This window comes from Cyanobacterium sp. HL-69 (assembly GCA_002813895.1).
Classification (GTDB): domain Bacteria; phylum Cyanobacteriota; class Cyanobacteriia; order Cyanobacteriales; family Cyanobacteriaceae; genus Cyanobacterium.
Genome location: CP024912.1, coordinates 926,256 through 939,482, shown reverse-complemented (window position 1 = coordinate 939,482; position 13,227 = coordinate 926,256). Strand labels below are relative to the sequence as shown.

General features: G+C 36.3%; 12 protein-coding genes. All 12 read right to left on the bottom strand.

The window, feature by feature from the left end:
* Positions 1-96 precede the first annotated feature (96 nt).
* On the bottom strand, positions 97-1,011 hold the full coding sequence (locus tag AA637_RS04210; RefSeq protein ID WP_446684029.1) for a S1 RNA-binding domain-containing protein: 915 nt from the start codon (positions 1,009-1,011) through the stop codon (positions 97-99).
* Positions 1,012-1,088: 77 nt separating this feature from the next.
* Complete coding sequence (locus tag AA637_RS04205; RefSeq protein ID WP_069790805.1) at positions 1,089-2,042, bottom strand: diguanylate cyclase; 954 nt, start codon at positions 2,040-2,042, stop codon at positions 1,089-1,091.
* Between the two features lie 121 nt (positions 2,043-2,163).
* Positions 2,164-3,303: a DNA replication/repair protein RecF gene (gene recF, locus AA637_RS04200; RefSeq protein WP_446684028.1), complete on the bottom strand. Its 1,140-nt coding sequence runs from the start codon at positions 3,301-3,303 to the stop codon at positions 2,164-2,166.
* A gap of 235 nt (positions 3,304-3,538) precedes the next feature.
* Positions 3,539-4,378 (bottom strand): MOSC domain-containing protein, encoded by an 840-nt coding sequence (locus AA637_RS04195; protein ID WP_446684027.1) that lies wholly within the window; start codon positions 4,376-4,378, stop codon positions 3,539-3,541.
* Positions 4,379-5,722 carry a replicative DNA helicase gene (gene dnaB, locus AA637_RS04190; protein ID WP_446684026.1) on the bottom strand — a complete coding sequence of 448 codons (1,344 nt, stop codon included), beginning with the start codon at positions 5,720-5,722 and terminating at the stop codon, positions 4,379-4,381.
* A gap of 169 nt (positions 5,723-5,891) precedes the next feature.
* The gene (locus AA637_RS04185) at positions 5,892-6,671 is read right to left on the bottom strand and encodes a photosystem II S4 domain protein (RefSeq protein ID WP_446684025.1); all 780 of its coding nucleotides are present in this window, start codon (positions 6,669-6,671) and stop codon (positions 5,892-5,894) included.
* 154 nt (positions 6,672-6,825) lie between these two features.
* The gene (locus AA637_RS04180; protein WP_446684024.1) at positions 6,826-7,332 is read right to left on the bottom strand and encodes a hypothetical protein; all 507 of its coding nucleotides are present in this window, start codon (positions 7,330-7,332) and stop codon (positions 6,826-6,828) included.
* Positions 7,333-7,447: 115 nt separating this feature from the next.
* Entirely contained in the window at positions 7,448-7,660 is a 213-nt protein-coding gene (locus AA637_RS04175; RefSeq protein WP_446684023.1) for a DUF2839 domain-containing protein, read from the bottom strand.
* Positions 7,661-7,797: 137 nt separating this feature from the next.
* Positions 7,798-9,267, bottom strand: coding sequence for a leucyl aminopeptidase (locus AA637_RS04170; RefSeq protein WP_446684022.1), 1,470 nt, complete (start codon positions 9,265-9,267; stop codon positions 7,798-7,800).
* A gap of 59 nt (positions 9,268-9,326) precedes the next feature.
* The gene (locus tag AA637_RS04165; protein WP_446684021.1) at positions 9,327-11,684 is read right to left on the bottom strand and encodes an EAL domain-containing protein; all 2,358 of its coding nucleotides are present in this window, start codon (positions 11,682-11,684) and stop codon (positions 9,327-9,329) included.
* Positions 11,685-12,055: 371 nt separating this feature from the next.
* On the bottom strand, positions 12,056-12,343 hold the full coding sequence (locus AA637_RS04160) for a hypothetical protein (RefSeq protein ID WP_446684020.1): 288 nt from the start codon (positions 12,341-12,343) through the stop codon (positions 12,056-12,058).
* A 92-nt stretch (positions 12,344-12,435) separates the two neighbouring features.
* Entirely contained in the window at positions 12,436-13,089 is a 654-nt protein-coding gene (gene upp / locus AA637_RS04155; protein ID WP_446684528.1) for a uracil phosphoribosyltransferase, read from the bottom strand.
* Positions 13,090-13,227 lie beyond the last annotated feature (138 nt).

Genomic DNA, 13,227 nt, shown 5'->3' with positions numbered 1-13,227 from the left:
AAATATGTAAAACAGTTTTCAAAGTCTTTATTTTAAATGCCAGAAGAAAAAAACGATCTTTTTTGTTGCAATACTTTGCAATTAACTAACAATTATTTATGATTCCTCTTTTTTAGCCTGATGATTTGTCCATCTTTCCTCAGCATTTTCCATCACCAACTCACGCTTTTCTAAAAATTCCCCTGGATAAGTTTCCAAAACCTTCGTAGAAAGAGAAATACGATTTTTCACAGTATCAATTTCCATTACCACTACCTTAACCTCATCTCCCACCTTAAAAATATGACTAACCGAGTCAATGTGTCCGCCACTAATTTGTTTGACGTGTAACAATCCTGCCACACCACCAAAATCGACAAATACACCATAGGGCTGAAGTTTAACAACCTTACCCTGTACCACTTCATTTTCCTGTAACTGAGCCATGGCCGAAGATTTTGCGATATTTCTTTGACTCAAAACAATCTTATTTTGCGCCCTATCCAACTGTAAAACATTAGCAGGAAGAGTTTGATCCATCAAATCATCAAAATTTTCCTTCTCGATTAAATGAGATTTAGGGATAAAAGCCCGTAAACCGTCAATTTGCCCCGTTACTCCCCCACGATTTACCCCAGTAACTAATACTTGGACTAATTTTCCTTTTTCTTGAATTTCCGTTAAATTATCCCAAGCCTGATCAATATATAATTGACGACGAGACAACTTTACTTGTCCTTCCGAATCCTGTTCCTTTATAATTAAAAACTCAAACTCTTGATCTAGGGGTAAAACTTCACTTACATCACTAAAAGATTGCCATGCAGCTTCACTAAGAGGCACAAAACCAGGAGATTTACCGCCAATATCTACATAAACACCACTAGAATCATGTTGAAATACTTTTCCCTTTACCACTTCTCCCTTATTAAAATGATAGTCGTATTGTTCTTGCTCTAAGGCTTTAGCGAAGTCATCCATAGAGAAATCAGTGGTGTTTTGCCCTTGAGAGGGATTAGAATTAGCGGTCATAATCAAAAATTAATTCAGTTATCAAACAAATACCTTTAATTATAAAGGTTTCTGCCCCTGAGTGAAGTACCTTTTTTTTAAGTATCTTTAGATACATCTAGTAACTCATCTTCTAAAACAATTCTATTTCTGCCATTATTTTTTGCTCGATACAAAGCCTTATCTGCCCTTGATACAATTTGATCTAAATTTTGGTCTGTATCTTGATATTGTGCAATACCAACACTAACGGTAATTTGAAACTTATCATTATCAACAGGTAAAGAAATTTCCGCTATTTTTTCCCGAATGCGATTTGCCACGTGTTTAGCTTTATCAATCAGGGCATCATAAACCACCACAATAAATTCTTCCCCCCCCCATCTTGCACACAAGTCTTCTCCTCTAATGGATTGCTGACATTTTTGAGCCACCAATTTAATAGCTATATCTCCCACAGGATGCCCATAGTTATCATTAATGCGTTTAAAATAATCTATATCAAGGATAATCATGGAAAAAAACGTTTTTTGCCTTTTGGCACGATTAAATTCTCGATTGGCTAAATTAAGGAAATGACGACGGTTAGCTATTTGGGTTAACTCATCGGTAGTAGCTAATTTTTCTAAATCAACGAGGGCTTTTTTTAGTTGATCTCTAGTAAACTTTAATTCTATATGGGTTTGAATTCGTGCTAATAGTTCTTCATTATTAAAGGGTTTAGTTACATAATCTACCGCCCCTGAGCGAAAAGCCTCTATCACATTCTCTTTTGCGTCATTAGCGGTTAAAAATATGATGGGAATCTCTTTATAATGATTTTTCGCTTTAATTAACCGACATAGTTCTAAGCCATCAATTTTTGGCATCATTAAGTCTAGCAACATCAAATCTGGCTTAATGTTATTAATCAAATTCAAAAATTCTTCACTATCTCCAAGCACCTTGATTTGATACCCCGCCTTAGTGAGTATTTTTTCTAGCATGATACGATTAATTGAGTTATCATCCACTGCCAGAATTAGAAAATTTTGTGGATTATATTCAGCCATTAAAGATAATTAGAGCTAAACTATTATTATTTTTTATTTTAATTACCGTCTTTTATCTTATCTGATTATTTTGGTGAGTACAGGATTCAGAAAAAAGTTACATTTTTATCTTCATGTTGACCTAAAAATATAATTTTCCCCCTTGAACTTTAATAATCTGAGCCTGATTTAATAAATTAGTTTCAAAATAGTTTAAGTGTGTTGTTGTTATTATAGTTTGAAAGCGATCGCCTAGAGAATCCAATAACTGCTGCTGTCTTTTTAAATCCAATTCTGCCATTACATCGTCTAACAATAGTAATGGTGGCTCTCCTACCACTTGCTCTATTAGCTGTAATTCAGCTAACTTAAGGGCTAAAACTAGAGTCCTCTGTTGTCCTTGAGATCCATAATTTCTTGCTACGCTATCATTTATTATAAACTCTATTTCGTCCCGATGAGGTCCTACGAGGGTATTTCCTAAGTTTATTTCTGCTATTTTTTTTTGTTCTATTTCGAGTTTTATGGCGTTTTGTACACTTTCTGGAGTATCTTTTTCCCAAGAGACATTAGGAGTATAATTAATTAATAATTTTTCTGTTTTATTACTAATTTCGTTATGCCAAAATTTGGCAAGAGGTTCTATTTTTTGCAAGACTCTTGCTCTTCTTCTACTAACTCTTGAACCTGCTTCGGCTAATTTATCATCCCATAAACTCAATTCGATCGCCTTTACGTCTTGTTTTAACGTTTCTAGGGAATTAATGCCCATTTTTTTGATCTGTTTTAGGAGAGCATTTCTTTGTTTTAAAACATGGTAATAACTTTTGATTAATTGATAATAAATTGGCTCTAACTGAATTAATAAACTATCTACCCAATTACGTCTATATTCAGGGCTTCCTCTGACTAAATCTATGTCTAAGCTAGAAAAAAGAACGGTATTTAATAAGCCTAGAAATTCAAAATTACGACTAACTTTTTCTTGATTTATTTTTAGTTCTTTTTTGCCTTTAGCGGGGATAGTAATGCTTAAATCATAGTCTGCGTATTTATTTTTGAGGGTTGCTTTTATTTGTCCATAAAGACGATCATGATAAACTAATTCTAGGTCTTTGGTACTACGATGACTTTTGAGGGTGGACAGTAGTTCAACTGATTCAAGAATATTAGATTTTCCTTGGGCATTATCTCCTAAGAGTATTATTTTATTATTAGTAAATTTTATTTCTTCTTGAATATAGTTTCTAAAATGTTGGAGATATAACTGCTCTAAAAACATGAAAAGTATATTTTTATTAAATTATTTTTACGAATATTTTCCACAAATAATTCTGACAATAATTAATCATTGTACCTTTGAACAAAATGTTTCCTAAATCTTTTAGTGTGATCCCTCTAGCCTCTATCAGCAAGACAGCAGTAATATATCGTGAAAACTTAATTTTAAAAAATATAATATGAAACAAAGGGATGAGGAGATAAAGACAAAATCTGTTAGGAATAAATTAGACTATCTATTTTCCATGATTTATTGTCAATTGTCCACGGTTAAGGGCAATCATATTTTGTCCAAACATAATTCCCTGTTGAGGTACGTTACGGAAACTACTAAGAGTTTTTAAAGGTTCATTTTGAGGGTTGATTTTTCCTGTTATTTGATCTGTGGTAGTTATATTACAACGACTACATGGTTTGGCTATCTTAAATTTTATCTCATCAAGGGTAATATTTTCCCATGTGTCTTCGATGAATGGGGTATCGGTTTCGATGACAATATTAGGGCGAAATCTATCCATGGATATTTGTTGCTGTTGGTGGGGATATTTTTCCTTTAATTTTTGATTGAGATAGTCTAATGAGGCGGTGTTGGTGAGGAGATAGGGGAAGCCATCGGCAAAGCTGACGGGTTGATTTGATTGGGTACTATATTGGGGGTTAATGGCTCGAATGTTGTAGTCGTCTTGTTTGACTAGGCGACAATTTTTGACTGAGAGGATTTCTTGAAACCATTGGGCTACTTCTTTTCCTTGATTGATGGCTGAAGTGCGATCACCCCATACTTGTACTTCAATTGTATTACCCTGATTTTGGGGAATAAAGGTAATAGAATCCATGGAGGAGTCATCAAAACTGAGGGTAATTTTTTTCCCTTCGATGGTGACGATAACTCTGGCTAGTTGGGGATATTGTCTTTGGGTGATAAATTTGCCTGATTCGTCAACGATCATGAAAGTGCGATCGTAGTATAAATTATTGTTATAATCTGATAACCCCTTGTCACCCACTTTTGCATGGGAAAGATGAATCCCTCGGCAAGATTTGATAGGATAAAAAATAAGTTCTTTTATCTTCATTTACCCTCCTCTTTTCATATTTAAAAACTGGGTTAATTCGGGACGAAATAGCAGTTTTATTAAGCCGGTGGGCCCATTACGATGTTTTGCCACAATTATCTCAGCCACTCCTTGATCAACACTGTCAGGGTGATAATATTCATCACGATATAACATTAACACTAAATCCGCATCTTGTTCTATGGATCCCGATTCTCTCAAATCCGACAACATGGGGCGTTTGTTCGTTCGTTGCTCCACCGCCCGACTCAACTGAGATAGAGCAATTACAGGGGCATTTATTTCCCTTGCTAAACCTTTTAGCGCCCTTGTCATTTTTGACAATTCCTGTACACGGTTGTCACCGCCTCCCTGCATCAATTGAAGATAGTCTAATAATACCAGTCCTAATTTACCCTTACTTTCTGCTTGTAAACGTCTAACTTGCGATCGCATTTGCATCACCGTTAAATTAGCAGTATCATCAATATAAAGGGGTAACTCTGACAAAGTACCCATGGCACTCATCAACGGCTCCATTTCTTGCTCCGTAATCCGTCCAGACTTCAAGCGATTACTTTCCACCCGTGCCTCCGAAGACAGTAAACGCATCGCCAATTGTTCCCTCGACATCTCCAAACTGAAAATCGCCACCGCCAAATTAGAATGTTTTGCGATATTAGAAGCTATATTGAGAGCAAAGCTGGTCTTGCCCATCGAAGGCCTGGCAGCAATAATGACTAAGTCGGAGCGCTGAAAGCCCCCTGTCATGCCATCTAAGTCATAAAATTCTGAACTAATACCGGGTAAGGCGGTTTTTTCTTGGAAGGCTTGAATCTCAGTAAAAGTGTTAATTAAAGTGCTAGAAATAGGTACTAAACCTTCTTGAACTCTTGCTTGGGTTAAACTGAATATTTTTTGCTCAGATTCATCTAAAACGTTATCTAAATCTTTGGTAGTATCAAACCCTAATTCGCCGATTTCTTTGGCAGTAGAAATTAATAAACGTCTGATATATTTTTCAGTAATTAAAGGTACATATCGTGCAATATTTGCGGCGGAAACTGTACGATCTAATAAGCTAATTATCTTTGTATTTCCGCCCACTTTTTCTAGTAAACCTTGATCACTTAACCAAGTGGCAACGGTCATCAAATCAACGGGTTGTCCTTGAAAATAGAGATGTCTTGATGCTTCGTAAATATGACGATGGGCTTTTACATAAAAGGCTTCTGGTTGCAATATATCAACTACTTTACCCATAGCATTGGGATCAAATAATATGCCTCCTAAAATTATTTCTTCTGCTTCTATATTTTGAGGGGGTAATGATGATCCTGCTAAATCTGGGGTAAAATCGTCCATTATATCTATATTCTTGAAAAAGTTTAATTGGGGTTGGATAACAAAGTCGGCAATGGGCAATGGGCAATAGGCAATGGTAATAATAGTTTTAATATTAAATACTGAGTGTAATTCAACAATATTTCATCCCCAAAATAAGGAACACCCCATTAACCATTACCTCTATAAGTTACACAAATCGAGTTAAGGCGATGCGATAACGTTCTTTTTTTGTAATACTAATATCTCCTATTTCTAATCTTCCTTTACCCCGAAAAGAGACTAAATCACCACTTTTAAGATTGTGACTAGATTGGGTAACTTCCTTCCAATTTACTCTCACATCACCGTTATTGATAGCGTCTGCCATTTTTGAGCGGGATAAACCAAAGCCGTAAGAGGCGATCGCATCTAGGCGTAAAGAAGCCTCTACGGTAGTCATTTCTTTCTTTTTGGGTTCCCTTACTCTCAAATCTGAAAGCTCAATTCTCTTGGTTTTTACAGGCACAGAGCGCACCTGTACCAAAGAAGACTCAAAAAAATCAACCATTTCAGGAGTCACAACCACCTGCGCCCCCCTTTCCCCCAAAACGATAATATCACCAACCTTTTCCCTAACTACTCCCGCACCTAAAATTGCCCCCAAAAAATCTCGGTGGGTGGCAGTATCAAACAAAAAATTACCAGCAATGTCTAAAGCCACCACAGGCATTTGGGAAACATCACAAGGAATTTCCTCCCGATGAATACCCACTCTTTTTCTCTCAGCTTGGGGGAAGCCACCCCAAGGAATAATTTGCACCTCTGTTAATTGACCAAAAATTTGATTAACTTCTGCTAATACAGGGGGAGACAAAAAATCTGTTACTACCAATTCCCATGTTTTTAATGCTTGTTCAGCCTTATCTAAAACTTTAGCAATTTCGGCTCTATTTTCAACTTTATTTAAAATATCTTCTCTCGGTAACATCTAATAATTAATAATGGATAATTGATAATGATTAAACTTAGGTAAAACTTGAATTTATAACAGTAAAATTAATTGCTTTTAATTCTAAATATTTCTGTTAATTCCAATAATAATTTAACAGAATAATATTTATGTAGAATAAATCAGATAATTGTCAATTCTCTACATAGCCCTGTAAATTTTCAGGTTTAAGGGGTTGTAAAACAAGGGTGGCTTTATTTTTGATAAAATCATTCCCCTGCACCACGACTAAATATTTTCCAGCATTTAAGCGATTACGATAGGGTAAATCATCACTTGCCCCTTGTAATAAAGTACCACTACCACCAACAAAAAAACTACCCATGGCGCCACCGATCGCCCCTAAAAAACCACCTATAATGTGGTTAAGAGGAGTACCAGCCCATGCAAAAGTATCTAAGCCAGTAATCGCATCAAAAGTATAACCGCCAAAAAAACCGAAGGGAATCAACCAATATGCCATCCTAATAGCATTCTCGCGCCCTTGTTTATTAGGATCAAGAAAGCCAAACTCATCGGCGGTTTTGTAACCCTTTCCTAAAATCGACACTTGCTTGAGGGGAATATCAGCCTTTTCCAAAGCCGTGTAAGCCTCCTCCGCCTTGATTCTATCGGATAATACTGCGATTAAATAATTCATTTGTATATATTAAAAATTATCTGAAAAAAATATCAACCCTTTCTAACAATGGGCTTAAGCCCATTGCCTACCGTTGCCCATTGCCTTTCTTAATTACCCCACTTTTTACCAAAGCCTAGTTTACTTCCCACCATCCAAAACCAGGCCCTACAAAACGAATAATAACCCAAGTAATGCCGAGGGAGATAATGCCTACCCATGCCCCTCTCGTCGTTAACTTGTAAGCATCAGAGGCTTGAGTTTTGGTAAGAGGAAACCAAGAAACTACCCTTTCTTCCTTGCCATACTCTTCCCCTAAAGATTTTTGTCTGCGTTTAGCCTCTCCCATAATAAAACTCTCCTAAAAAATAAAACTTTACTATATTAAACCTAACACCCTTATGGGCGTAGCATGGTACGCCCCTACTATAGCTTTAAAAACTTGTAACAAAACAGTTACTTATCTTTGCATTGTGCCACAAACCATTAACCCAATACCCAATTAACAAGGGTGCGCACCGCAAAACCTGTACCCCCTTCATTGTTGATAGAATTAGGTTTTTCTGCCCAAACTGGCCCGGCTACATCCAGATGCACCCAGGGGGTATTTTCCACAAACTGCTCAAGGAAAAGGGCGGCTGTAATAGAGCCTCCAGCACGGCTTCCCGTGTTTTTCATATCTGCGATCGCACTTTTCATAATATCAAAATAATCGGTTTCCATGGGCATCTGCCAGAATTTTTCCCCAGCGCCCTCAGAAGCCACCCGTAAATCTTGGGCTAGTTTATCATCCCTAGTCCATAATCCTGCAATATCATTACCCAAAGCCACAATACAAGCACCCGTGAGGGTAGCTAAATCCACCATGGCATCTACCCCCAACTTATCGGCATACACAAGGGCATCAGCGAGGGTTAAACGCCCTTCTGCGTCAGTATTGTTAACCTCGATGGTTTTGCCATTGGAAGCGGTGAGGATGTCTCCAGGGTGCATTGCCTTGCCACTAATCATGTTTTCGGTGATGGCACTGATAAAATGCACTTCCACATCGGGCTTTAATTGGGCAATTGCCTTGGCTGCCCCAAAAGTAGCCGCTGCGCCTCCCATATCCATTTTCATGGTTTCGATGCCACTACCCGATACCTTGAGGTTTAAACCACCAGAATCGAAGGTTAAACCCTTACCGATGATAGCTAGCTTACGTTTTGCTGTGCCTTGAGGTTTGTAGGTGAGATGGACAAATTTGGGAGGAATATCGGAGGCTTGGGCAACTCCTAAAAATGCTCCCATGCCTAGACTTTCGCATTCTTCTTTTTCTAAAATTTTTAATTCTAGGTTGTAATCCTTGGCTAAATCTTGGGCTACTTTGGTTAAGGTAATGGGGTTGATGTCGTTGGGGGGAGAGTTTACCAATTCCCTAGCTAAAATTACGCCATCGGTAATCTGTTTGGCTTTGGTGATGGCGTTATCAGAAGCCTGTAAACCCAGTAAATCAATATTAGTTAGTTTTAATTCATCCTTAGCATCAGACTTGAAACGGTTATCTTTGTGTAAAGCAAGAATTACCCCTTCGGTTGTCATTTGGGCAACGGTATCCCCTTCATAATCTTCGATGCCTAAAGCAATGCCTAGGGTTTTACCGTTTTCTTTTGCGGCGCTACGGGCGATCGCCCCTGCTGCTAATCTGATACCATTAGAAGTACAATCTTCCTGTTTGCCTAAACCCACCAACATCACTTTACGAATAGGGCTTTTAGCACCAACCCTTGCGGTTACATTGGAGTTATCCTTACCTTTAAAATCATTTTCCTCGATTAACTCAGTAATAACTCCATCTAACTTGTCATTTAAACTAGCTAAATCTCCCGTTAACTCAGTTTTCTCCTCAAAAAACCCGAGGGCGAGAATATCCCCACTCCAATCTAAAAACGAACTAGAATTAACTTTAAAATCCATTGTTTAACAATATAAGAATTAATCACAAAATAACACTTTCCATTGTATTATCCCCTTTCTCACCTTTCAACGCCAGAAATAAAATCTAATAGTTTTTCTGCTTCTAGGGGGCGACTGAATAAATAACCTTGCCCAGCGATACAATTTTCTGACTCTAAAAACCTAAGTTGATTGAAAGTTTCAATCCCCTCAGCGATTACCGAAAGATTGAGATTATAAGCCATAGAAATTATAGTTTTAATCAGGGCTTTATTTTTTTCACTTTTTTCTATATCTGAAACAAAACTACGGTCAATTTTTATTAATTGAAAGGGATATTTCCGTAAATAGCTAAGGGATGAATAACCTGTACCAAAATCATCTAAATAAAGCTCAAAACCAAGGGAATTGAAGTGAAACAATAACTCTTTTATGGTGGGAATATCCTCTAATAATACTTGCTCTGTTATTTCTAGTTTTAGATATTTTGGTTGTATTTGATATTTTGTAGTGGTTTCTAAAATGACTTCTAAAAGGTGAGTATCCCTAAATTGTCGAGGAGATAAATTAATAGACGCATAGATATAAATGCCTTGTTTTTGCCATATAGATAACTGTTTACATACTGTTTCCAATAACCATTTTCCTAAATCAATAATTAACCCAGTTTCCTCGGCAATATGGATAAATTCTACAGGAGAAACATCCCCTAAAATATTATTGTGCCAACGAGTTAAAGACTCAACCCCAATAATTCTATTTGTTTTTATCTCAAAAATAGGTTGATAAACTAAAGATAGCTCATTATTTTTTAGTGCTTTACGTAAATAGGTTTCCTGTAGCATTTTCTTTTGGGCTACATTATTCATGTGGGCATCAAAAAACTTAAAGTTATTTCTACCTTTTTTCTTGGCAGCATACATGGCTAAGTCAGCATTTTTGATTAAATTTTGGATAGTATCACCATCTTGAGGATAGAAAGTAACACCAATACTGGCGGAAACAAATCTTTTTTCACCTGCGATGGTAAAAGGTTTTCTCATGGCATAGAGTAGTTTCGAGGCGATAATTTCCCCTTGGGCAGGAGAAGAAAGGGAAGAAACTATAATCAAAAACTCATCCCCCCCAAGTCTGGCAACGGTATCACTTTCCCTCAGACAGCCACGAAGCCTTTGGGCTACTACTACTAATAATTCATCTCCATATTGATGCCCTAGGGTGTCATTTATATTTTTAAAGTTATCTAAATCTAGGAAGATAAGGGCAACGGATAATTTATCACGGTAGGCTTTACTTATTTCTTGCTTTAGTCTTTCCATACCCAAAAGACGATTGGGTAATTCGGTGAGATAGTCATAGTTGGCTTGATGGGATAGTAATTCTTCTTGGTGTTTTTTTTCGGTGATGTCTTCTTTGACGGCTACATAGTGTGTGATGATACCGTATTCATCTTTGATGGGTGAAATAGAAGCTATTTCCCAAAAAAGTTCGCCATTTTTTTTTCGATTATGAAATTCTCCATGCCATTCTTTACCGCTGGAGATGGTTTGCCATATTTTTTGATATTCCTGTTTACTGGTTTCCCCTGATTTAAGGATACGAGGATTTTTGCCGATGACTTCTTCTCGGGAATAGCCTGTTACTCTTTCAAATTTTGAGTTGACATATTGAATTTCGCCTGTGTTATCGGTAATAATGATGGATGCTGGACTTTGTTCTGATGCTTGATGTAAAAAGGTTAATTGTTCTTCTATTTTTTTTGTGTGGGTAACATCCACAAAGGTGATTAAATAGGCTTTTTTGTCTTCCCACTGAATAGGTTTTACGTCCATATTTACCATCAACATTTGCCCTTGTTTACGGGGAATGATAATTTCTGTGGATTTTTGGGAGGTAAGGGGAATGCCGAATAATTCGCCAAATATTTTATTGGCTTTTCCTTCAAACATTTCTTTGCAAATGTCATTGATAAATAATACTTTTCCTTCTTGATCTGTCACCATTAATCCGTTAGTATGATGATAGGCGATCGCCTTTAGCTTTTTTTCAGTGTAAATTAACTTAGTTATATCTCTACAGATAACTAAAATAAAGAACGATGATTTAGGAAAATTAGCAATTTTTATTAATTTAATATTTAGCCAAATTAACCCAACATTAGTATGGGCTTGTTTTTTATACTGAAATTCTTTTTTATCTTGCTCAATAAATTGATTTAAGGATTCCTTTAACCATTCAATTTTTAATGATTTAAAATTATAGCTATCTTCAAAACAATCGTCTTCTTGATAATTTGAAAAGAATAACTTTTTCCCTATGGAGTTAACATTTATTTTCTGAGCAATAGGCTCAAATAATATGATTGCATCGCTATTATATTCAATAATAGCCAGATATTTCTTTATTTCCTCATAATTTAAGGACACAGAAGGGGACATATTTTTACAATGGTTATTTATCTAATGATTAATAGACTTTTTAGCAACTAAAATAAAACCATTATCATTAGCATAGTTAAATTTTTTATAATATTTTTAGGTTGATGAGATTCCTAAATAATCTATTAACAGATAATGTTAAATAGCTTATTACAAAATAATATTCAGTAACTTAAGATAAATATTATGCCTATATGAAAGACAATATTTATGTTTTTTTTTGATAACTTTGTAAATATTTCAAAAACTAAATATTTTGGATAATACAGTGAATAAAGAATGTCTAGTTGAGAAATGATTAATAATTGCTGTTTTGCTACTTAAAAATATTATTTTAAGAAAAATTTTATAGATGTTGAGAAAAAGATAAACTAATTATTTTCAGTTTCTAATTCTGAATTTTTAATAAGGGTAACCCGCACATCATCAATAGCATGGTTTAATTGATTAATTTTTTCCTCTAAACTTAGTCGTGCAGTTTCTACATTTTCTCTATTATTTAAAAATCCTTTATCCTCAGAATTTAATGTGGAATCATTATTATGTTTTCCCATGTCATTTACTTTTTTAGATGCGATCGCACCTATGACACCACCTACAACACCACCAATAATTGTACCCAAAAGAAAACCACTTCCAAAATTATCTTTTTCACCCATAATAAAATTAACTGCTAATAGTAATACTTACTCATTTTCTTATTCTATTATCCGATATTTCAAGCTCTGCTGACTATCATCATTAACAAAAATTAAGCATTATTAAAAGCGCGATCGCCCGCATCCCCCAAACCAGGTACAATAAAACCAGAGTCATTAACCTCCTCATCAATCATGGCGCTGTAGATAGTTAGAGTAGGGTATGCAGTGCCTAACTCCTTTAGGGCAGGGGGCGCCCCCACCACACAGATAATGCGGGTTAAATCAATGTTTCCGCCCCGCTTAACCACTTCTTCGAGGGCATACATCATGGAGCCACCAGTGGCCAACATCGGATCTAAAATGAGGATACGGGTATCAGGGGCAAACTTTTCGGGTAATTTGTTGAGATAACAAGAAGGCTTGAGGGTATTTTCATCTCTCACTAAGCCCAAATGGTACGTAGAAGCGAGGGGAAGAATAGTTTGAGCGCCTTCGGCAAGGGTTAAACCAGCCCGAAGAATGGGGATAGTGGCGATCGCACTTTGGGGATTAATAAAAGTAGCATCAGCCACACCCACAGGGGTTTCCACCTGAGTATCGATAGTAGGCAACCAATCCCGAATCGCCTCATAGGTAAGCCAACGCCCCAACTCAACCATGGCACTTTTAAACAAAGTAGAAGGAGTATTTTTATCCCGTGCCACTCCCAACCAATGCTTAACCAAAGGATGGGGAGGTACATATATTTTCATTTGCATCGCCATAAAATTACTTCCTTCTTTTGTAAACTGACCAAAATTTAATTGTCCATCGTCCATCGTTCATTGTCAATTGTTTGTCCGTCTTAATAAAACTTAAAACGAAAAATGGTGCCATTAGGGCTAACAAGTAGTAATCTGTTA

Bases quoted from the DNA above. Each gene is read 5' to 3' on its own strand.
- AA637_RS04210 (WP_446684029.1), bottom strand. From the start codon at position 1,011: ATGACCGCTAATTCTAATCCCTCTCAAGGGCAAAACACCACTGATTTC.
- AA637_RS04205 (WP_069790805.1), bottom strand. From the start codon at position 2,042: ATGGCTGAATATAATCCACAAAATTTTCTAATTCTGGCAGTGGATGAT.
- recF (WP_446684028.1), bottom strand. From the start codon at position 3,303: ATGTTTTTAGAGCAGTTATATCTCCAACATTTTAGAAACTATATTCAA.
- AA637_RS04195 (WP_446684027.1), bottom strand. From the start codon at position 4,378: ATGAAGATAAAAGAACTTATTTTTTATCCTATCAAATCTTGCCGAGGG.
- dnaB (WP_446684026.1), bottom strand. From the start codon at position 5,722: ATGGACGATTTTACCCCAGATTTAGCAGGATCATCATTACCCCCTCAA.
- AA637_RS04185 (WP_446684025.1), bottom strand. From the start codon at position 6,671: ATGTTACCGAGAGAAGATATTTTAAATAAAGTTGAAAATAGAGCCGAA.
- AA637_RS04180 (WP_446684024.1), bottom strand. From the start codon at position 7,332: ATGAATTATTTAATCGCAGTATTATCCGATAGAATCAAGGCGGAGGAG.
- AA637_RS04175 (WP_446684023.1), bottom strand. From the start codon at position 7,660: ATGGGAGAGGCTAAACGCAGACAAAAATCTTTAGGGGAAGAGTATGGC.
- AA637_RS04170 (WP_446684022.1), bottom strand. From the start codon at position 9,267: ATGGATTTTAAAGTTAATTCTAGTTCGTTTTTAGATTGGAGTGGGGAT.
- AA637_RS04165 (WP_446684021.1), bottom strand. From the start codon at position 11,684: ATGTCCCCTTCTGTGTCCTTAAATTATGAGGAAATAAAGAAATATCTG.
- AA637_RS04160 (WP_446684020.1), bottom strand. From the start codon at position 12,343: ATGGGTGAAAAAGATAATTTTGGAAGTGGTTTTCTTTTGGGTACAATT.
- upp (WP_446684528.1), bottom strand. From the start codon at position 13,089: ATGGCGATGCAAATGAAAATATATGTACCTCCCCATCCTTTGGTTAAG.